The 22,902-nt window shown below is 77.1% G+C and carries 5 protein-coding genes; 2 read left to right on the top strand and 3 right to left on the bottom strand.

The window, feature by feature from the left end; all coding sequences use genetic code 11:
* Positions 1-14 precede the first annotated feature (14 nt).
* From ssuE to ACFC1T_RS29065, 3 genes are all read right to left on the bottom strand, one after another.
* Entirely contained in the window at positions 15-554 is a 540-nt protein-coding gene (gene ssuE / locus ACFC1T_RS29075) for an NADPH-dependent FMN reductase (protein ID WP_375893191.1), read from the bottom strand.
* A 116-nt stretch (positions 555-670) separates the two neighbouring features.
* Positions 671-904 (bottom strand): phosphopantetheine-binding protein, encoded by a 234-nt coding sequence (locus ACFC1T_RS29070; RefSeq protein ID WP_375893190.1) that lies wholly within the window; start codon positions 902-904, stop codon positions 671-673.
* Complete coding sequence (locus ACFC1T_RS29065) at positions 901-2,805, bottom strand: HAD-IIIC family phosphatase (RefSeq protein ID WP_375893189.1); 1,905 nt, start codon at positions 2,803-2,805, stop codon at positions 901-903. Before ACFC1T_RS29065 ends, ACFC1T_RS29070 begins: the two co-directional genes overlap by 4 nt.
* Before the next feature lie 280 nt (positions 2,806-3,085).
* Between ACFC1T_RS29065 and ACFC1T_RS29060 the strand changes: the two genes are divergently transcribed.
* Together ACFC1T_RS29060 and ACFC1T_RS29055 are read left to right on the top strand one after the other, a co-directional pair.
* Complete coding sequence (locus tag ACFC1T_RS29060; RefSeq protein ID WP_375893188.1) at positions 3,086-3,289, top strand: DUF6059 family protein; 204 nt, start codon at positions 3,086-3,088, stop codon at positions 3,287-3,289.
* Between the two features lie 187 nt (positions 3,290-3,476).
* Complete coding sequence (locus tag ACFC1T_RS29055; protein WP_375893187.1) at positions 3,477-22,883, top strand: SDR family NAD(P)-dependent oxidoreductase; 19,407 nt, start codon at positions 3,477-3,479, stop codon at positions 22,881-22,883.
* Positions 22,884-22,902 lie beyond the last annotated feature (19 nt).

The following is a 22,902-nucleotide window of genomic DNA, read 5'->3' as shown; positions in this document are numbered from 1 at the left end:
GGAGAGCCGGCGGGTCAGCCCACCGGGGTCGGCAGGGCGTCGGCGAACCGGTCGACCACCTCCTCCAGAGCGGTGGCGGCGCCGGGGGAGAGCGCGGTGCTGCCGTCCGGCGCGGTCAGGATGTCGCGGTCGAGGACGAACCAGCCCTGGGTGACGTGCGCGGCCCCCATGCTGGTGAGCACCGGCCGCAGGGCGTAGTCCACCGCCAGGACGTGGGCCGGTGAGCCGCCGGTGGCCAGCGGCAGCACGGTCCGGCCCGCCAGGGCGTACTGCGGCAGCAGGTCCAGCAGGCACTTGAGCAGGCCCGAGTAGGCGGCCTTGTAGACGGGCGTGCCCACCACGACGCCGTCGGACCGCCGCAGCAGCTCGGCGACCTCGACGACGGCGGGGTGGGCGACGTCCGCGCCGGTGAGCACCTCCGCGGGCAGCCGGCGTACCTCCAGCGCGGTGACGTGGTGGCCGCGGGCTTCGAGGCGGTGGGCGGCCGCCCCGAGCAGGCGGGTGGTGCGGGAGACGGGGGACGGGCTGCCGGAGAGGGTGAGGATGCGGGCCATGGGAACCTCGATCGGGCGGTGCGGTGGGCGGGTGGGTCGTGACGCGACGTGCGGGCGGGTCGTCGTACGGCCTGCGGACCTGCGGGCCTGCGGGCCTGCGGGCCTGCGGGCCGGTGTCAGGCGGTGGCGATCCGGTGGATCTCGGCGAGGGTGCGGGCGTCCAGCAGGTCGGGCAGCGACAGCCGGCGGCCGCTGAGGCGTTCCAGGGCGGTGAGCAGGCTCAGCAGGTGGAGCGAGTCCCAGCCGGGGAGGTCGTCGAAGTCGACCTCGGCGTCCTCGGGGCCGAGCGGCAGGCCCAGTTCGGTGGCGGCCACGGTGATCAGTTCGGCGAGGCCGTCGGGGGCGGTCATGCGGGGTGTCCTTCCAGGAGGCCGGCCAGCTCGGCGTCGAGCCGCAGGTGGCCGGGCGGGGGCAGTTCGGTGGCGAGGTCGTGTCGGAAGGCGAGGCCGCCGGCCGCGGCTGCCGGGTCGTCGGCGGGGGCGAAGCCGTACCGGGGGAGGAGGTCCTTGACCGTGCCGTTGCGCGGGCCGGGCCGGTAGTGGCCGGTGACCGCGCGCAGGCCGGTGCCGGCGGCCAGGCCGAGGACGGCGGAGAGCACCGCCTGCTCGATGCCGCGGGAGAACACCCGGCAGCTCAGCAGGAAGTTGTCGATCCGCAGCGCCTCGCCCTCCCGGGTCAGGAAGACCGCGCCGACCAGGCCGTTGTCGCCGAAGCGGTCGGCGGAGCGCACGGTGAGCACCCCGGAGCCCTCGGCGGCCGCGAAGGCCGCCACCTCGGCGGGCTGGAGGCGGCGGGTGGTCAGGTTGAACTGGTTCGTCCGCAGGGTGAGTTGGGAGACCCGGGGGAGTTCCTCGGCGGCCAGCGGGCGCAGCCTGACCTCGACGCCCAGCTCGTCCAGGTACTCGGCGAGCGAGTCGAACCCCTGGAGGAAGTCGCTGCGGGCGACCTCGCCCCGGTAGAGCGCGGCGCGCTCGCGGTCCTCACCGGTCAGCCGGCGGACGTCGAACCAGCCGTCGGACAGCAGCCGTTCGACGTGCAGCGCCGGTTCCTCGTCCAGCGCCACCACCGCGACCTCGGGCAACTCCCGCCTGACCAGGCCGCGTTCGTAGGGCGAGTCGTCGACGAAGACGAAGCCGGAGGTGCCCAGGTTGAGCGCCTCGGCGAGGTCGGTGATCCCGGCCGGCTTGGGGAGCCAGTCGGCCGTCACCCGGACGAAGTCCGCCTCGCGCAGCGTCATCTCCGGGTGGTCCCGCAGGACGGCCAGGACCGGCTCGGGGTCGTTCTTGCTGACGGCGGCGAGCAGCACGCCCTGGGAGCCGAGCTGTTTGACCACCCGCTGGAACCCGCGGAACGCCTCGCCGCGCGGCGTCCCGCCCGCCTCGACGCCCTCCGGGCCGTCGTCGCCGAGGATGCCGCCCCACAGCGTCTGGTCCAGGTCCAGGACGAGCACCTTGCGGGTCAGCCCGGCCAGGTGGCGGGCCAGGTGCCCGGTCTCGCGGGCGTAGGCGGCGAGCAGCGGCTCGGAGAGGTGGGCCTTCGCGTAGACGTCGAGCCGGGCGTCGGTGACCGGGACGCCCTCGGCGAGCAGCGGGTCGAGGTCGAGGACCACCACCGAGGGGTTCTCCTCGCCCAGCCGCAGCAGCCGGGCGTTGGCCTCCCGCCAGAGCGCGCCGAGCCGGGCGCGGGACTGGTGGTCGACCAGCTGGTGGGTCCAACGCCGGGGCAGGGGAATGGTGTTGAGGACCAGGACGCCGCGGGCCGAGGCCGCGAAGCGGGCCGACAGCGCGGTGATCAGCTCGACCTTGCCGTCCAGCACCCGGGCCGCGTCCTCCGGCCGCCAGGGCAGCGGGACCTCGTCGAAGACCACGGCCGGGTCGAGCAGGCAGAGCGTCAGGTCCGGATCGGCGGCGTAGAGCGGGCTGCCGGGGTCGGACAGCTCGAACACCCAGCTGTCGAAGTCGCCCCGGTACGGGCGCAACAGCAGTCCGTGCCGGGCTAGTTCGCCGGTCAGCGGGGCGATCAGCGGGGCCACGGTGCCGTGCCCGAGGACGGCGACGGTGAGCACGGGGGTGTCCGGGTGGGCGGCCAGCACCTCCGCCGGGTCCAGCCCGGCCAGGATCCGGCCCGCGTGCGCCGTCCGGGCCGGGTCGGCCTCGGCGAGCAGGGCCCGGACACCGGGGTACCCGGCGGCGAGGCGGCCCTGACGGCGGAGGTCGAGCAGGGCGTGGGCCGGGTCGGCGGTCGTGTCCATCGGGGGCTCTCCGATCGGTCTTCTCCGGGGCGTGGGGCCGTGGAGCGGTGCCGGGCCATCGTGGCCGGGCGGGCTGAACCGGGCCTGAATCCCGGCCGGGCGAGCGCCGGTTCAGGGCCGGTTCAGGGCCGTTTTCGCGGCACCCCGGAGAGTGGGTGGCTCCCTGCGACCCCGAGACCCCGGGAGGTACCGGGTTGGACGTCCTGCATCCCCGGTCGGCGCGCCGCCGCCGGGCCGCCGCCGGGCCGCCGCCTGGGCACTGCGCCGGATCCTGCTGCCGATGAGGTGGTTCGCCGTCGGCTGGGCGCCGCTGCCGGGCTGCGACGGCTCGGAGTGGGCCGGTCCGTCGGCGCGGCCCCATCCGCAGTCGCCGCCGTTGCCGCCGGTCGGCCCGCCGGCCGGGCACCCCGAGCGGCTGCTGGTCGGGGTGCCGCCCACGCCCGTCGAGCGCGAGCTGTGGGCGGGCCTGACCCGGCCGAGCTGACCGCGCGACGTTCAGGGGTGGTTTAGCCGCCCCGCCGAGCATGACCGCCGGTGCCTCCGCTGCCCCGGCCCGGCGCGTGGCCACCGGCCCTGCCCGTGGCCCAGCCGCCACTCCGTCACCACGCCACCCCCCCTGCTGCAACGCCCCGACGCCCCGCAACGCCTCGACGAGGAGCACACACCCCGCGATGACCGCCAAGCCCGAGACCCCTGCCGCCGTTGCCGCCCGCACCGCCGCCCCCGCCGTCGAGGTGTCGCCCGCCGGCGAGGTGCCGCCCGGCGCCGTCGCCGTGGTGGGCCTGGCCTGCCGGCTCCCCGGTGCGCCCGACCCGGCGGCGTTCTGGGAACTGCTGCGCGAGGGCCGGGACGCCGTCGGCGAGCCCCCCGCCGACCGCTGGCCGGCGGACACCCCCGGTGTGCCGCGCGCGGGCGCCTTCCTGGAGCGGATCGACACCTTCGACGCCGCCTTCTTCGGGATCTCGCCGCGTGAGGCGGCGGCGATGGACCCGCAGCAGCGGCTGGTGCTGGAACTCGGCTGGGAGGTGCTGGAGGACGCCGGCCGGCTGCCCGCCCGGCTGCGCGACAGCCGTACCGGGGTGTTCGTCGGCGCCTTCCTGGACGACTACGCGGCACTGGTGCACCGGCAGGGCCCGGGCTCGGTGGACCGGCACACGCTGACCGGCCTCAACCGGGGCATGATCGCCAACCGGCTCTCCTACCAGCTGGGCCTGCGCGGCCCGAGCCTGACCGTGGACACCGCGCAGTCCTCCTCCCTGGCCGCCGTCCACCTGGCCGCCGAGAGCCTGCGCCGCGGCGAGTCCGACCTCGCCCTCGTCCTCGGGGTGAACCTGATCGCCGCGCCGGACAGCACGCTCGGCGCGGCCCGCTTCGGCGGCCTGTCCCCGCACGGCCGCAGCCGTCCGCTCGACGCGGCCGCCGACGGGTACGCGCGCGGCGAGGGCGGTGTCGCGGTGCTGCTCAGGCCGCTGGCCGCGGCGCTGGCGGACGGCGACCCGGTGTACGGCGTGCTGCTGGGCAGCGCCCTCGGCAACGACGGCGCCACCGACGGCCTGACCGTGCCCGGCGCCGACGGCCAGGCCGAGGTGCTGGCGGCCGCCTACCGCCGGGCCGGGGTGGACCCGGCCGCCGTCCAGTACGTCGAGCTGCACGGCACCGGCACGGCCGTCGGCGACCCGGTGGAGGCCACCGCGCTCGGCCGGGTGCTGGGGGCCGGCCGGGCCGCGGACGCCCCGCTGCTGGTCGGTTCGGCCAAGAGCAACGTCGGCCACCTGGAAGGGGCGGCCGGCCTGGTCGGCCTGGTGAAGACGGTGCTCGCGCTGCACCACGGCGAGCTGCCGCCGACTCTGCACCACCGCACCCCCAACCCGGCCGTCGACCTGACGGAGCTGCGGCTGCGGGTCGCCACCGAGCGCACCCCCTGGCCCGGCGCCGCGACGGCGGCCCGGCTGGCCGGGGTCAGCTCCTTCGGCATGGGCGGCACGGACGTCCACGTCGTGCTGACCGGCGCCCCGCCGGTGCCCGCGCCCGCCCCCCGCCCGGCGCCCCTGCCCGCGCCGGTACTGCTCTCCGGCCGCGGCCGCCCGGCGCTGCGCGGACAGGCCGCCGCCCTGCGCGCGCACCTGGCCGCGCACCCCGCGCTCGGCCCGGCCGAACTCGCCGGCCCGCTCGCCCTCGCCCGGACCTCCTTCGAGGACCGCGCCGTCCTGGTGGCCGAGGACCGGGCCGGGCTGCTCGCCGCGCTGGACGCGCTGGCCGCCGGGCGGGAGGCCCCCGGGGCGGTCACCGGCACAGCGGGCACCGTCGGCGGCACCGCCTTCCTGTTCCCCGGCCAGGGCAGCCAGCGCCCCGGCGTCGGACGCGGACTGTACGCGCGCTTCCCGGCCTTCGCGGCCGCCCTGGACGAGACCCTGGCTGCCCTCGACCCGCACCTCGACCGGCCGCTCGGCAGCCTCCTGTTCGCTGAACCCGGAAGCCCCGAGGGCGAGTTGCTGGACCGCACCGAGTACACCCAGCCGGCGCTGTTCGCGCTCGGCAACGCGCTGCACGCCCTGCTGCGCTCCTGGGGGGTGACCCCGGACGCCGTGGCCGGGCACTCCATCGGCGAGATCGCCGCCGCCCACGCCGCCGGGGTGCTCACCCTGGCCGACGCCGCCGTCCTGATCACCGCCCGGGGCCGGCTGATGGCCGAACTGCCCACGGGCGGTGCGATGGTGGCGGTGGAGGCCGCCGAGGAGGAGGTGCTGGACCGGCTGTCCGGCCGGGAGGGCGAGGTGGGCATCGCCGCCGTCAACGGCCCGCGCGCCGTCGTCCTGTCCGGGGCCGAAGCGGCCGTCCTCGCGGTGGCCGCCGAGCTCGCCGCGCTCGGGCGGCGCACCCGCCGACTGCGGGTCAGTCATGCCTTCCACTCCCCGCTGATGGACCCGGCGCTGGAGCGCTTCCGCGCGGTCGCCGCCCGGCTGTCGTACGCACCGCCCCGGCTGCCGCTGGTCTCCACCCTCACCGGCCGCCCGGTCGCGGCGGACACCCTGGCCGACCCCGAGCACTGGGTGCGGCACGCCCGCGAGGCCGTCCGCTTCGCCGACGCGGTGCGCGCCCTGCACGGCCTCGGCGTGCGCACCCACCTCGAACTCGGCCCGGACGCGGTGCTCACCGCGCTCGTCCGGTCCACGGCGGCGGCCGACGGGCCGGGCGCCGAGGTCGCGGGCGCCGCGCTGCTGCGGCGGGGGCGGTCGGAGCCGGCGAGTGTGCTCGGCGCGGTCGGGCTGCTGCACGCCCGGGGCGGTGAGGTCGACTGGGCGCGGTACTTCGGTCCGGGCGAGGGCGAGGGCGCGGGTGCTGAGGCGGCCCGGGCGGTCGCGCTGCCGACGTACGCGTTCCAGCGGGAGCGGTACTGGCTGGCGGGGGCGGACGCCCTCCCGGGCGGACCGGGCGCGGGCGCCGAGCCCGAGCCCGTGACCGCCGCCGAGCCCGAGCCCGCCGCCGAGCCCGAGCCCGTTCCGGCGGCGCCGGTGCGGCGGCCGGACGGCGAGCTGCTGGACCTCGTCCGGGCCCAGGCCGCCGTGGTGCTGGGCCACCCCACCCCGCACACCCTGGACGGCCGACGGACCTTCAAGGACCTCGGCCTGGACTCGCTGGGCGCCGTCGAACTGGCCGACCGCCTGACCGCCGCCACCGGGTTCGCGCTGTCCGCGTCCGCCGTCTACGACCACCCGACCCCGGAGGCCCTGGCCCGGCACCTGCGTGGTGACGAGCGGGAGGTGTCGGTGGTGCGGGCGGTGGTGGTGGACGAGCCGGTGGCGATCGTGGGGATGGCGTGCCGGTATCCGGGTGGGGTGGGTTCGCCGGAGGAGTTGTGGCGGTTGGTGGTGGAGGGGCGGGATGCGATCTCGTCGTTCCCCTCGGACCGGGGCTGGGACCTCGACGCGCTCTACGACCCGGACCCCGACCACCCGGGCACCAGCTACGCCCGGCACGGCGGATTCCTCACCGGCGCGGGCGGGTTCGACGCGGAGTTCTTCGGGATCTCGCCGCGTGAGGCGGCGGCGATGGACCCGCAGCAGCGGCTGGTCCTGGAGTCGTCCTGGGAGGCGCTGGAGTCGGCCGGGATCGACCCGGCCGACCTGCGCGGCAGCCGCACCGGCGTCTACGTCGGCGCCACCGCGATGGAGTACGGTCCGCGCCTCTCCGAAGGCTCCGACGGCGCGGACGGCTTCGTGCTCACCGGCAGTACGACCAGCGTGATCTCCGGCCGGGTCGCGTACGCCTTCGGCCTGGAGGGTCCGGCGGTGACGGTGGACACCGCGTGCTCCTCCTCGCTGGTCGCACTGCACCAGGCCGCCGCCGCGCTGCGCACCGGGGACTGCGACCTGGCCCTCGCCGGTGGCGTGACGGTGATGTCGAGCCCCGGCATGTTCGTGGAGTTCAGTCGGCAGCGGGGGTTGTCGGTCGATGGTCGGTGCCGGTCGTTCGCGGCGGGTGCGGACGGGACGGGGTGGAGTGAGGGGGTGGGGGTGCTGGTGGTGGAGCGTTTGTCGGATGCGGTGCGTCACGGGCATCGGGTGTTGGCGGTGGTGCGGGGTTCGGCGGTGAATCAGGACGGTGCGTCGAACGGTTTGACGGCGCCGAACGGGCCTTCGCAGGAGCGGGTGATCCGGGCGGCATTGTCGGCGGCCGGGTTGGGTGCGGGGGATGTGGATGTGGTGGAGGCGCACGGGACGGGGACCCGGTTGGGTGATCCGATCGAGGCGCAGGCGTTGCTGGCGACGTACGGTCGGGACCGTTCTGCTGAGCGGCCGTTGTGGTTGGGGTCGTTGAAGTCGAACATCGGGCATGCGCAGGCGGCTGCGGGTGTGGGTGGTGTGATCAAGATGGTGCGGGCTCTGGCGGAGGGGGTGTTGCCGGGGTCGTTGTATGCGGGGGAGCCGTCGCCGTTGGTGGACTGGGCTTCGGGTGGGGTGGAACTGCTGGCTGAGGCGCGGGAGTGGCCGGAGGTGGGGCGTGTGCGTCGGGCGGGGGTGTCCTCGTTCGGGATCAGTGGGACGAACGCGCATGTGATCCTGGAGCAGGCGCCGGAGGTCGCGCTGTCTTCGGAGGAGGTGGTGGAGCCGTCGGCGGTGGTGGCCTGGCCGGTGTCGGCGCGCACCGACACGGCGCTGCGCGCCCAGGCCGTACGACTGCTGGCCTACACCGAGCGGCACCCGGACGTGGACCCGGGTGTGTTGGGTCGGGCCCTGGTCTCCACCCGCTCCGCCTTCGAGCGGCGGGCGGTGGTGCTGGGCTCGGAGCGCTCCGAACTGCTGGACGGCCTCCGGGCGTTGGCGACCGGTACGGATGCCTCCGGCGACTCCGGGCCGGTCACCGGCTCTGCCCGTGACGGTGGTCGTACGGCGTTCGTGTTCACGGGGCAGGGTAGTCAATGGTCGGGTATGGGGCGTGGGTTGTACGGGGCGTTCCCGGTGTTCGCGGCGGCGTTCGACGAGGTGTGCGCGGCGTTCGACCCGTTGCTGGGGCGGTCGTTGCGGAAGGTGGTGTTCGAGGGCGGAGAGCTGCTGGACCGTACGGAGTTCACTCAGCCGGCGTTGTTCGCGGTGGAGGTGGCGCTGTACCGGTTGGTGGTGTCGGCGGGTGTGTCGGCGGATGTGGTGGCCGGGCATTCGATCGGCGGGGTGGTGGCGGCGTTCGTGGCGGGTGCGTTCTCGTTGCACGACGCTGCGGTGTTGGTGGTGGCCCGGGGCCGGTTGATGGGGTCGGCGCGTTCGGGTGGGGCGATGGTGGCGGTGGAGGCCGCGGAGGAGGAGGTGCTGGCCGAACTGGTGGGCCTGGAGGGGTCGGTGTCGTTGGCGGCGGTGAACGGGCCGCGTTCGGTGGTGCTCTCCGGGGACGACGGCGCGGTGTTGGAGGTGGCCGGGCGGTGGCGTGAACGTGGTCGCCGGGTCAAGCAGTTGACGGTCAGTCATGCGTTCCATTCGCCGCACATGGACGGCGTGTTGGAGGAGTTCACGCGGGTGGCGGGCGGGGTGGTGTTCGCGGAGCCGTTGCTGCCGGTGGTCTCCGATCTGACCGGCGCTCTCGCCACGGCGGAGGAACTCGCCGAACCGGCTTACTGGGCGCGGCACATCCGTTCGGCGGTGCGCTTCCACGACGTCGTGCAGACGCTGCACGAGCAGGGCGTCACCCGCTACCTGGAACTGGGCCCCGACGCCGTCCTCACCCCACTCGTCCGGGAGGCGCTGGACCAGGACGCCGACCCCGTCGCCGTCCTCCCGCTCGCCCGTCGCGGCCGTCCGGAGGTCCGCGTCCTGGCGGACGCGCTGGCCCGGCTGTACGCCGCCGGCGCCCCGGCCGAGGTGCTGCGGCCGCTGCTGCCCGGCCCGGCGGTCCCACTGGACCTGCCCACCTACCCGTTCCAGCACACCCACTACTGGTCGGCGCCCCGCCCGGCCACCGACGCCGCCGCCCTCGGGCTGGCCGAGGCCGGCCACCCCCTGCTGGCCGCCGCCGTCGGGACCGCCGAGGACGGCGGACTGCTGCTCACCGGCCGGATCTCCTCGGCCGGGCAGGCCTGGCTCGCGGAGCACGAGATCCTCGGCACCCCGCTGCTGCCCGGCACCGCCTTCCTGGAACTGGCGCTGGCCGCCGCCGCCCGCATCGGTGCCGACGGCGTGGAGGAGCTGACCCTGCACGCGCCGCTGCCGCTGCCCGCCGGCGGCGCCGTCCAACTCCAGCTCGCGGTCGGCCCGTCGGACGGGAACGGGCGTCGGACCCTGGCCGTCCACGCCCGCCCCCAGCGCCCCGGCCAGGAGGACGGCGAGGGCTGGACCAGGCACGCCGAGGGCCTGCTCGCCGAGGGCTCGCTCGCCGACGACTCGCTCACCGAGGCCCTTCCGGGGGCGGCCCCGGCGGCCGCGCCGGAGCTCGCCGCCTGGCCGCCGCCCGGCGCCGAACCGCTGGACCCGGACGCCCTGTACGCCCGGCTGCTCGCCCGGGGGTACGCGTACGGCCCCGCCTTCCAGGGCGTGCGCGCGGCCTGGCGGCTCGGCCCGGAGCTGTTCGCCGAACTCGCGCTGGGCGACGAACAGGCGCTCTCCGCCGAGGCGTTCGGCATCCATCCGGCCCTGCTGGACGCCGCCCTGCACCCGCTGGTGGACGCCGAGAGCGCTGACCGGGCCGCCGGGGGCGGCCTGCCGCTGCCGTTCTCCTTCGGTGTCGTCCGGCTGCACGCCCAGGGAGCGGCCCTGCTGCGGGTCCGCTGGACACCGGGCGCCGAAGGGGCCGCCCTCGCGGCCTTCGACGTCGAGGGCCGGCCCGTGCTGTCCGTCGGCTCGCTCGCCCTGCGCACCGCGACACCCACCGACGCCGCCGACCGGTCCGCCGAGCGCGGGGCGCTGCACCGCCTCGACTGGATCCCCGTGCCGGTCGACGCCCGGCCCGCCCCCGGGCGGACCCTGCTGCTCGGGCCCGCACCGCAGGGCCTGTCCGCGCTGCCCGCCCTCCCGGACCCGGCCGCACTGCGCGCCGCCCTCGACGCGGGGCAGCCCGCCCCCGGGACCGTCCTCGCCGTCCTGCCGGACACCGGCGCCGACCGGCCCGCCGCAGCGCGCGAGCTCACCCGCGAAGCGCTGCGGCTCGCCCAGGACTGGCTGGCCGACGAGCGCTTGGCGGACACCGTCCTCGCCGTCCTCACCCGGCACGCGGTCGCCGCCACCGCCGCCACGGGCGCCACCGCCGCCACGGCCGACGGTCCCGCGCCCGACCCAGCCGCGGCCGCCGTCTGGGGGCTGCTGCGCAGCGCCCAGAGCGAGCACCCCGACCGCTTCCGGCTCGTCGACCTGGACGACGACCCGGCCTCGGCCGCCGCGCTCCCGGCCGCCCTGGCCACCGGCCTGCCCCAACTCGCCCTGCGCGCGGGCGCGGTACTCCGACCAGTGCTCCAGCCCGTGCCGTCACCCCGCCCGGGCCGACCGGCCGACGGCGTCGCGACGGGCCGGACCGACGGCGCTGCACCGGCCCCGACCGACGTCCCCGCGCCGGACCTGACCGGGGGCACCGTCCTGATCACCGGCGGCACCGGCGGCCTGGGCGGCCTGCTCGCCCGCCACCTGGTGGAGCGGCACGGCGTCCGACGGCTGCTGCTGGTCAGCCGCCGTGGCCCGGCGGCCCCCGGAGCGGCCGAGACCGCCGCCGAACTGACCGCCCTGGGCGCGGAGGTGGTCCTCGCCGCCGCCGACACCGGAGACCGGGCCGCGCTGGCCGCCCTCCTCGCCGACCTGCCGACCGACCGTCCGCTGCGCGCGGTCCTCCACCTCGCCGGAATCGTGGACGACGCCACCCTCACCGGACTCGACGCCGACCGGATCGCCCGGGTGCTGCGGCCCAAGGCGGACGCCGCCTGGCACCTGCACGAGCTCACCGCCGACCTCGACCTGGCCGCCTTCGTCCTGTTCTCCTCCGTCTCGGGCATCACCGGCACCGCCGGCCAGGGCGGCTACGCGGCCGCCAACAGCTTCCTGGACGCGCTCGCCCAGCACCGCCGGACACTCGGCCTGCCCGCCCTCTCGCTGGCCTGGTCGCTCTGGGCCGACCAGGACGGCATGGCAGGCGCCCTGGACGCGGAGGCCCTCCGCCGTTGGAGCCGCAGCGGGCTGCCGCCGCTGGACACCACGGCCGCACTGGAGCTGTTCGACGCGGCGCTCGCCGGAACCGCCCCGTTCGCTGGAGCGGAGGCCCTCGCCGAATCCGACCGGTTCGCCGGAGCCGACCCGCTGCTGGTACCGGCCAGGATCGACCGGGCCGCACTGCGCGCCCGCGCCGCCGACGGGCCGCTGCCGGCCCCGCTGCGCGGCCTGGTCCGCACCCCGCTGCGCCGCAGTGCCGCCGCGCGCGCCGGAGGACCGGCGGGCGGCACCGGCTGGGCCGAGCGCACCGCCGCCCTCCCCGAGGCCGAACGCGCCCGGACGGCCGAGGAGTTGGTGCGCGGAGCGGTGGCCGCCGTGCTCGGGCACAGCGGCACGGACACCGTCGACCCGGACCGTGCCTTCAAGGACCTCGGCCTGGACTCGCTGACCGCCGTGGAACTGCGCAACCGCCTCAACACCGCGACGGGCCTGCGACTGCCCGCCACCGTCGTCTTCGACCAGCCCTCCCCGGCCGCCCTGGCCCGGCGCCTGCTCGCCGAGCTGGACGGCACCCGGACCGTGGACCGGGAGGTGTCGGTGGTGCGGGCGGTGGTGGTGGACGAGCCGGTGGCGATCGTGGGGATGGCGTGCCGGTATCCGGGTGGGGTGGGTTCGCCGGAGGAGCTGTGGCGGTTGGTGGTGGAGGGTCGGGATGCGATCTCGTCGTTCCCCTCGGACCGGGGCTGGGACCTCGACGCGCTCTACCACCCCGACCCCGACCACCACGGCACCTCCTACGCCCGCGAGGGCGGCTTCCTGCACCGAGCGGCCGACTTCGACGCGGAGTTCTTCGGGATCTCGCCGCGTGAGGCGGCGGCGATGGACCCGCAGCAGCGGCTGCTGCTGGAGTCGTCCTGGGAGGCGCTGGAGTCGGCCGGGATCGACCCGGCCGACCTGCGCGGCAGCCGGACCGGCGTCTTCGCCGGGGTGATGTACAACGACTACGGCTCCCGGCTCCAGCGCGCCCCCGAGGGCTACGAGGGGTACCTGCTGACCGGCAACACCTCCAGCGTGATCTCCGGCCGGATCGCCTACACCTTCGGGCTGGAGGGCCCGGCGGTGACGGTGGACACGGCCTGCTCCTCCTCGCTGGTCGCGCTCCACCTGGCCGCCCAGGCCCTGCGCAGCGGCGAGGCGGACCTCGCGCTGGCCGGCGGCGTCACCGTGATGGCCCGGCCGGACACCTTCGTGGAGTTCAGTCGGCAGCGGGGGTTGTCGGTGGACGGTCGGTGCCGGTCGTTCGCGGCGGGTGCGGACGGGACGGGGTGGAGTGAGGGGGTGGGGGTGCTGGTGGTGGAGCGTTTGTCGGATGCGTTGCGTCACGGGCATCGTGTGTTGGCGGTGGTGCGGGGTTCGGCGGTGAATCAGGACGGTGCGTCGAACGGTCTGACGGCGCCGAACGGGCCTTCGCAGGAGCGGGTGATCCGGGCGGCGTTGTCGGCTGCGGGGTTGGGTGCGGGGGATGTGGATGTGGTGGAGGCGCACGGGACGGGGACCCGGCTCGGGGATCCGATCGAGGCGCAGGCGCTGCTCGCCACCTACGGTCAGGACCGTTCTGTTGAGCGGCCTTTGTGGTTGGGGTCGTTGAAGTCGAACATCGGGCATGCGCAGGCGGCTGCGGGTGTGGGTGGTGTGATCAAGATGGTGCGGGCACTGGCGGAGGGGGTGTTGCCGGGGTCGTTGTACGCGGGGGAGCCGTCGCCGTTGGTGGACTGGGCTTCGGGTGGGGTGGAGTTGCTGGCTGAGGCGCGAGAGTGGCCGGAGGTGGGGCGTGTGCGTCGGGCGGGGGTGTCCTCGTTCGGGATCAGTGGGACGAACGCGCACGTGATCCTGGAGCAGGCGCCGGAGGTCGCGCCGTCTTCGGAGGAGGTGGTGGAGCCGTCGGGGGTGGTGGCCTGGCCGGTGTCGGCGCGCACCGACACGGCGCTGCGCGCCCAGGCCGTACGACTGCTGGCCTTCGCCCAGGACCGCCCGGAACTGCACCCGGCCCGCCTGGGCCTCGCGCTCGCCCGAACGCGTGGTGCGCTGGAGCGCCGGGCCGTCCTGCTCGGCGCCGACCGTGCCGAACTCCTCGACGCACTGGCGACGTTCGCCTCGGGCGAGGAGAGCGCGGCCGTGCTGCACGGCCGGGTCGCACCCGGTGGTCGTACGGCGTTCGTGTTCACGGGGCAGGGTAGTCAGTGGTCGGGTATGGGGCGTGGGTTGTACGGGGCGTTCCCGGTGTTCGCGGCGGCGTTCGACGAGGTGTGCGCGGCGTTCGACCCGTTGCTGGGGCGGTCGTTGCGGGAGGTGGTGTTCGAGGGCGGGGAGCTGCTGGACCGTACGGAGTTCACTCAGCCGGCGTTGTTCGCGGTGGAGGTGGCGCTGTACCGGTTGGTGGTGTCGGCGGGTGTGTCGGCGGATGTGGTGGCCGGGCATTCGATCGGCGGGGTGGTGGCGGCGTTCGTGGCGGGTGCGTTCTCGCTGCAGGACGCTGCGGTGTTGGTGGTGGCCCGGGGCCGGTTGATGGGGTCGGCGCGTTCGGGTGGGGCGATGGTGGCGGTGGAGGCCGCGGAGGGGGAGGTGCTGGCCGAACTGGTGGGCCTGGAGGGGTCGGTGTCGTTGGCGGCGGTGAACGGTCCGCGTTCGGTGGTGCTCTCCGGTGACGAGGACGCGGTGCTGGAGGTGGCCGGGTGGTGGCGTGAACGGGGGCGCCGGATCAAGCAGTTGACGGTCAGTCATGCGTTCCATTCGCCGCACATGGACGGCGTGTTGGAGGAGTTCACGCGGGTGGCGGGCGGGGTGGTGTTCGCGGAGCCGTTGCTGCCGGTGGTCTCCGATCTGACCGGCGCTCTCGCCACGGCGGAGGAGTTCGCGGACCCGGCTTACTGGGCGCGGCACATCCGTTCGGCGGTGCGCTTCCACGACGTCGTGCAGACGCTGCACGAGCAGGGCGTCACCCGCTACCTGGAACTGGGCCCCGACGCCGTCCTCACCCCGCTGGTCGAGGCGGCCCTCGGCGCGGACGCACCCGTGGCCGCTGCGGCCGCCCTGCGCCGGGACCGACCCGAAGCGCGGGCCGTGGCGACCGCCCTGGCCCGGCTGGCCGTCACCGGGACCGCCGTCGACTGGCCGGCCCTGACCGGGGTGACCGGCCGCATCGCCGACGCGCCGGAGCTGCCCGGCTATCCGTTCGAGCACCGGCGCTACTGGCTCGATGCCGACGCCACCCCGGCGGACCCGCGCGAGGTGGGCCTCGACCAGGCCGACCATCCGCTGCTCGGCGCGGAACTGCAACTCCCGGACAGCGGTGGCCTGGTGCTCACCGGCCGGCTGTCCCCGGCCGCGCTGCCCTGGCTCGCCGACCACGAGATCCTCGGCACCCCACTGCTGCCCGGAGCCGCCCTGGTCGAGCTCGCGCTCCGGGCGGGGCAGCGCGTCGGCGCCCCGCACCTGGCCGAACTGACCCTGGAGTCCCCGCTGCCGCTGCCCGCCGAGGGCGCCCTGCAACTCCAGCTCGCGGTCGGTCCGTCCGAGCCGTCCGACCCGAACGGCCTGCGCGCGCTGGCCGTGCACACCCGGCCGGCCGGGGACGGGGACGCCCCCTGGACCAGGCACGCCACCGGAACCCTCGCCCCGGAGGCCCAGGGAGCAGCAGGGTTCGCCGACTCCGCCGACTTCGCCGCCGTCCGGGTCTGGCCCCCGGTCGGCGCCGCACCCCTGGACACGGACGCCCTGTACCCGGAGCTCGCCGCCGACGGCTACCGCTACGGCCCCGCCTTCCAGGGCCTGCGCTCCGCCTGGCGGGCCGCGGACGGCACGCTCTTCGCGGAGGTCGCGCTGCCCGAGGGCCCGGCGGCCGAGGCCGGTGCGTACGGGCTGCACCCGGCGCTGCTGGACGCCGCCCTCCACCTGCTCGCCCGGTACGGCCGCGCCGCGGGCGCGGAGTCCGCACTGCTGCTGCCCTTCGCCTGGCACGGCGTCTCCGTGCACGCCACGGGCGCCACCACGGCCCGGGTCGCGCTGCGGCCGACCGACGGCGGCTACCGGCTGGTCCTCGCCGACGCCCAGGGCGCGCCGCTGGCCGAGGTCGCCCGGCTCGACCTGCGCCCGGTCACCCGGGAGGCGCTGGCCCGCAGCCTGCGGACCGTCGCCGACCGCTCGCTGTACGCGCTCTCCTGGGAGCCCGTGCCTCCGCCGCCGTCCGTACCGCCCGTCCCGTTCACGGACCCCGCCGCCGCCGCGGTCGCCGTCCTCGTCCCGGCCGGGCAGCGGCCGGACCTCGACCTGCTGCCCGCCGCGACCCCGGTGACCGCGCTCGCCGAGCTCCCGGAGCCGGTGCCGTCGACCGTCCTGCTCCCGTACGCCACCCCGGCCGACGCCGGGTCCCCGGCGGAGGCCGCCCACGCCGCCGTCCGGCTCCTGCTGCCGGTGCTCCAGGAGTGGCTGGCCGAGCCGCGCACCGCCGGCTCCCGGCTGGTCCTGCTCACCCGGGGCGCCGTCACGACCGGCGCCGACGACCCGGTGCGCGACCTGGCCGCCGCCTCGGTGCGGGGCCTGTTCCGTTCGGCGGCGGCCGAACACCCGGGCCGGGTGGCGCTGTTGGACGCCGGGGAGGGCGAACGGGTGACGCCGGACCTCCTCCGGTTCGACGAGGAGCCCGAGCTGACGATCCGTCAGGAAAGGATGCTTCGCCCCAGGCTGACCGGGGCCGAAACCTCCGACCGGCAACCGGACCTCGGGGCGGGAACCGTCCTGCTCACCGGGGCCTCCGGGGCGCTCGGTGCGACGGTGGCCCGCCACCTGGTGCACTCCCACGGCGTCCGGGGCCTGCTCCTGCTCAGCCGCCGCGGCAGCGTGGAGCCGGGCCTGGTCGAGGAGTTGACGGCGGCCGGGGCCGCCGTGGCGACCGTCGCCGCCGACGTCGCCGACCCCCGGGCCGTACGGGCCGCGCTGGACCGGTCGCCGGACGGGCTGCCGGTCACCGCCGTGCTGCACGCGGCCGGCGTGGTCGACGACGGCGTGACCGAGGGCCTCACGGCGGAGCGGGTCGCCGCCGTGCTGCGGCCCAAGGCCGACGGCGCCTGGGCGCTGCACGAGGCGACCGGGGAACTGCCGCTGCACGCCTTCGTGCTGTTCTCCTCGGTCGCCGGACTGCTCGGCACCGCAGGCCAGGGCCCGTACGCGGCCGCCAACTCCTTCCTCGACGCGCTCGCCGCCCACCGGCGCGAACTCGGCCTGCCCGGGCTCTCCTTGGCCTGGGGGCTGTGGGACGGCGACGGCATGGGGAGCCGGCTGTCCACCGCCGACCTGGCCCGGCTGGCCCGGACCGGTATCGCCCCGCTGCCCCCGGCCGAGGCGCTCGCCCTGCTGGACGACGCGCTCGGCTCGCCGCAGCCGCTGCTCGCCCCGGTCCGGCTGGACCTCGCCACGGCCACGGCGAGCGGCACCGTCCTGCCCGCGCCGCTGCGCGGCCTGGCCCGCCCGGACCGCCCGGCCCCGCGCCGCGCGGCGCTCGCCCCGGCGGCAGCCGGGCCGGCCGCGACCCCGCTCGCGGACCGGCTCGCGGCCCTGCCGGAGTCCGAACGCGCCCTGCTGCTGGTCGAGTTGGTCCGTACCGCCACCGCCGCGGTGCTCGGGCACGGCGGACCGCAGGCCGTCGAGCAGGACCGCTCCTTCACCGAGCAGGGCTTCGACTCGCTGGCCGCCGTCGACCTGCGCAACCGGCTGAACGCGACCACCGGCCTGGCACTCTCCAGCACCCTGGTCTTCGACCACCCGAGCCCGGCGGCGCTGGCCGCCCACCTGGGCGACGTGCTGCTGCCGTCGGTCCCCGGCGTCGGCGAGGACCGGCCGGAGGAGTGGGCGGCGAACCGGTCGGCGAACCGGGCGGCGGAGCCGCCGGTCGAGGCCGCCGACGACCCGATCGCCATCGTCGGCATCGGCTGCCGCTACCCCGGCGGGGTGCGCTCCGCCGAGGAGCTGTGGCAGCTGGTCGCCGACCGGGTCGACGCGGTCGGCCCGTTCCCCGAGGACCGGGGCTGGCGCCTGGACCGGCTCTTCCACCCGGACCAGGAGCGGCCCGGCACGTCCGCCGCCCGCGAGGGCGGGTTCCTCTACGACGCCGCCGACTTCGACCCCGCCTTCTTCGGCATGAGCCCGCGCGAGGCGCTGGCCACCGACCCGCAGCAGCGGATCCTGCTGGAGACCGCCTGGGAGGCCGTCGAGCGGGCCGGCATCGACCCGGGGGCGCTGCGCGGCAGCCGGACCGGTGTCTTCGTCGGCGTGATGTACGACGACTACGGCTCCCGGCTCAGCCAGGCGCCCGAGGCGCCGGAGGGCTACGAGGGCTACCTGGTCAGCGGCAGTGCCGGCAGCGTCGCCTCCGGCCGGGTCTCCTACGCGCTCGGACTGGAGGGCCCGGCCGTCACGGTGGACACCGCCTGCTCCTCCTCGCTGGTCGCGCTGCACCTGGCCGCCCAGGCCCTGCGCAGCGGCGAGGCCACCCTCGCCCTGGCCGGCGGCGTCACCGTGATGGCCACCCCCGCCACCTTCGTCGAGTTCAGCCGCCAGCGCGGGCTGGCCCCGGACGGGCGCTGCAAGCCCTTCGCGGCCGGAGCCGACGGCACCGGCTGGGCCGAGGGCGCGGGCGTGCTCGTCCTGGAACGCCTCTCCGACGCCCGTCGCAACGGGCATCCGGTGCTGGCCCTGGTGCGGGGCACGGCCGTCAACCAGGACGGCGCGTCGAACGGCCTGACGGCGCCGAACGGCCCCGCCCAGCAGCGGGTGATCCGGGCCGCGCTGGCCGCCGCCCGGCTGACGGCGGACGGCGTGGACGCGGTCGAGGCGCACGGGACGGGCACCCGCCTCGGCGACCCGATCGAGGCCCAGGCCCTGCTGGCGACGTACGGGCAGGGGCGCCCGGCCGGGCACCCGCTGTGGCTGGGCTCGATCAAGTCGAACATCGGCCACAGCCAGGCGGCGGCGGGCGTGGCGGGCGTGATCAAGATGGTCGAGGCCATCCGGCACGGCCGGCTGCCCGCGACCCTGCACCTGGACGCGCCCTCGCCGCACGTGGACTGGACGGCCGGCGCGGTGGAACTGCTCGCCGAGGCACGGGAGTGGCCGGAGCTCGACCGGCCGCGCCGGGCGGGCGTGTCCTCCTTCGGGATCAGCGGCACCAACGCGCACGTGATCCTGGAGCAGGCGCCGGACGCCACCGCGCCGGCTGGGACCACTGCTACCGCTGCGACCGAGCCCGCCGCGCCGGTGGCCTGGCCGGTGTCGGCGCGCACCGAACCGGCGCTGCGCGACCAGGCGCAGCGGCTGCTGGCCTTCGCCGCCGACCTGCCCGAGGAGCAACTCGCCGCTGCGGGCGCCGCCTTGGCCGCCACCCGGACGGCCTTCGAGCAGCGCGCGGCGGTGGTCGGCGGCTCCCGCGCCGAACTGCTCGACGGGCTGCGGGCGCTGGCCGCCGGGACGGACTCCCCGGGCCTGCTGCGCGGCTCCGCCCAGGGTGGCCGGACGGCCTTCATCTTCACCGGCCAGGGCAGCCAACGCGTGGGCATGGCAGCGGAGTTGTACGCGACCCACGCGGAGTTCGCGGCCGCCCTCGACGAGGTGTGCGCGGCCTTCACCCCGCACCTGGAACGGCCGCTGCGGGAGGTCCTGTTCGAGGACACCGGCCTGCTGGACCGCACCGCCTACACCCAACCCGCACTGTTCGCGGTGGAGTTCGCCCTGGTGCGGCTGCTCGCCCACTGGGGGGTGCGGCCGGACGCCGTACTCGGGCACTCGATCGGTGCCGTCGCCGCGGCCCACACCGCGGGGGTGCTCACCCTGGCGGACGCCGTCGCCCTGGTCGCCGCGCGCAGCCGGCTGATGGACGCGCTGCCCGCTGAGGGCGCCATGCTCTCCTTCCGGGCCGCCGAGCCGGAGGTCCTCGCCGCGCTGGAGGGGTACACCGACCGGGTCTCGGTGGCCGCCGTCAACGGTCCGCGGGCCACCGTCGTCTCCGGCGAGGAGGACGCCGTGCTCGCGGTCGCCGCCCGGCTCGTCGCCGCGGGCGCCAAGGCCCGCCGGCTGACCGTCAGCCACGCCTTCCACTCCCCGCTGATGGACCCGATGCTGGACGACTTCCGGGCCGCCCTCGGCGGTCTCGCCTTCGGCCGTCCGACCGTCCCGTTCGTCTCCGACCTGACCGGCCGCCCGGCTGGTCCGGAGGAGACCGCCTCGCCCGACTACTGGGCCCGCCACGTGCGCGGGACCGTCCGGTTCGCCGACGGCGTCCGGGCGCTGCGCGGGCTCGGCACCGTGCGCTACCTGGAGATCGGGCCGGACACCCTGCTGACCGCCCTGGTCGAGGACGTGCTGGCCGACGGGCCGCAGGCCCCGGAGAGCCCTCGGGATCCGCAGCACCGGCAGGACCCGCAGGACCCGCCCGCCGTGACGGCGGCGGTGCTGCGGCGCGGGCGCGGCGAGGCGGCCACCCTGCTGCGGGCCGTCGCCGCCGTGCACACCGCGGGCGGCAGCGTCGACTGGCCCGCCGTGCTGGGCGCGGCCGGGGCCCCGCACCCCGGCCTGCCGACCTACCCCTTCCAACGCACCCGGCACTGGCTCGACGCCCCGGCCCCTGCCGGCGACGTGCGGGCCGCCGGGCTCAGCACCGCCGGTCACCCCTTCCTCGGCGCCGCTGTCGACCTCGCCGACGGCACCGGGACGGTCCTCACCGGCCGCCTGGACCGGCGCGAGCACCCCTGGCTCGCCGGGCACACCGTGGCCGGCGCGACCGTGCTGCCCGCGACCGCCCTGCTCGACCTCGCCCTGCACGCGGGCCGCACCGCCGGGCTGCCCGTGGTCGCCGCCCTCGACCTGGAGGCCCCGCTGCTGCTGCCGGCCGACGGAGCGCTGCGGCTCCAGGTCGCGCTGGACCGGGCGGACGACGCCGGCGAGCGGGCCGTGCGCATCCACGCCCGGCCCGACGGCGCCGCCGAGGAGCCCTGGACCAGGTACGCCACCGGCGTGCTCGCGCCCGCCCCGACGGCGCCCGCCCCGACGGCGCCGGTTCCGCCCGCGGGCAGCTGGCCGCCGCCCGGCGCCCGGCCGGTCGGCGCCGAGGAGCTGTACGCCGCCCTCGACGCCCACGGCCTCGGCTACGGCGGCGCCTTCCGCACCGTCACCGCCGCCTGGCAGCAGCCCGACGGCACCCTGTGGGCCGCACTCGCGGGCCCCGCCGAAGGAGCCAGGGACGGCGACCGGCGCTTCGCCGTGCCGCCCGCCGCCCTGGACGCCGCCCTCCACCCCTGGGCCCACGCCGGACTGCCGTCCGACGGGCGCACCACCCTGCGACTGCCCGCCGCCTGGCGCGAGGTCCGTTCGTACCGGGCCGTCCCCGCCGGAGCGCTGCGGGCCCGGATCGCGCCGGACGGGGAGCACCGCGCCGCCGTGACCCTCTACGACGCCGACGGCGCCCCGCTGCTGCACGCGGCCGCCCTCGAACTCGCCGAGGTCCCGGCCGGGCGGTTCGGTGCCGCCCGCCCCGCCGACCCGCTGCTCGTCCCCGGCACCCGCCCGCTCGCCCTCCCGGCGGCCCCGCGCCCGGCGGCCCTGGTGGAGAGCCCGGCCGACCTGACCGGCCCGGTGCCGCCGGTCGTCCTGCTGCCCCTGCCGCCGCTCCCGGCGGACCGTCCCGTGCCCGAGCAGGTGGCCCACGCCACCGGCTGGGCCCTGACCGCCCTGCGGACCTGGCTGACCGGGCGCCGGTACGAGGCCTCGCGCCTCGTCGTCGTCCTGCCCGCCGCGGCCGCGGGCGGCCCGGCGGCGCTCGCCGCGGCGGCGGCCGGCGGGCTGGTCCGCTCCGCCGCGGCCGAACACCCCGGCCGCGTCCTGCTGGTGGACACCGACCTCCCGGCCGACCGCCTCGCGGACCTCCCCGCCGTGGCCTGGCCCGAGGACGAACCGCACCTCCTGCTGCGGGCCGGGCGGATCCTGGCCCCGCGCCTGACAGCGGCGGCTGCTGGAGCCGCAGAGGTCGGCGCGACCGGCGCGACCAGCGCGACCAGCGCGACCGGGGCGTTCGGTCCCGGGAGCGTCCTGGTCACCGGCGCGTCCGGCGCGCTGGCGGCGGTCCTGGTGCGGCACCTGGTGGCGGCCCACGGGGTGCGCGGGCTGGTGCTGATGAGCCGGAGCGGGCGGGTGGCGCCCGGGCTGGCGGAGGAACTGGCGGCCCTGGGGGCCGTGGCGGTCCCGGTCGCGGGCGACGTGGCCGATCCGCAGGCCGTACGGGCCGCGCTGGCGCAGGCGCCGGATGGCCTTCCGGTCACCGGGCTGGTGCACGCCGCCGGCGTCCTGGACGACGGGCTGGTCGAGGGCCTGACGGCGGAGCGGGTCGCCGCCGTGCTGCGGCCGAAGGTCGACGGCGCCTGGGCGCTGCACGAGGCGACCGGGGAACTGCCGCTGCACGCCTTCGTGCTGTTCTCCTCGGTCGCCGGAGTGCTCGGGACGGCCGGGCAGGGCTCGTACGCCGCCGCGAACTCCTTCCTCGACGCCCTCGCCGGGCACCGCCACGAACTCGGCCTGCCCGCGCTGTCCCTCCCGTGGGGCCTGTGGGAGGGCGAGGGCATGGGGGAGGCCCTGAGCGCGGCCGACCGGGCCCGGATCGCCCGGACCGGGATCGCCCCGCTGCCCGCCGCGAGCGCCCTCGGGCTGCTGGACGAGGCCCTGGCGGCCGGCCGTCCGGTGGCGGTCGCGGCCCGGCTGGCGGCACCCGGGGCCGGCGGGCCCGGCACCGGACCGGCGGCCGCCCTGCGCGAGCTGCTCGGCTCCCGGCCGACGGGCGCCGCCCCGGGGGCGGACCCCGCCCTTCCGGCTCCCGCCCTTCCGGCTCCCGCCCTGCCGGAAGGCCGGGACGTGCTCGCCGGGCTCCCCCCGCAGGAACGCGGACGGGCCGTCCTGGACCTGGTGCGCCGTTCGGTCGGCGAGGTCCTGGGCCACGCCGACCCGGCCGCCGTACCGGTGGAGCGGGGGCTGCTGGACCTGGGCCTGGACTCGCTGACCGCGGTGGAACTGCGCGGCCGCCTGGGCACCCTGCTCGGGCTGCGACTGCCCAGCACGCTGCTGTTCGACCACCCCACCGCCGCCGCCCTGGCCCGCCACCTCACCGCTCTGGTGGCCCCGGCGGAGGACCGCACCGGGCCGGCCGGTCTCGACCAGGTCGAAGCGACCCTGGCCGAACTGACGGCCGGGGCGGCGGGAGCAGCCGGAGCAGGCGAACTGGACCAGCTGGCGGCCCGGCTCCAAGCAGCCCTCGACCAGGTCCGTGCCGCCCGCGCGGCGAAGCCGGACGCCGACTTCACCGACCGACTGGAGGAGGCCGACGGCGACGCCCTGTTCGACCTGATCGACCGTCAACTCGGCCTGTAGTCAAAGGGGAAGGGCCCGG

The sequence above is a fragment of the Kitasatospora sp. NPDC056076 genome (assembly GCF_042266305.1).
In the GTDB taxonomy this organism is placed as follows: Bacteria; Actinomycetota; Actinomycetes; order Streptomycetales; family Streptomycetaceae; genus Kitasatospora.
The sequence above is the reverse complement of the archived record's forward strand: the minus strand, read 5'-3'. Positions and strand labels throughout refer to the sequence as shown.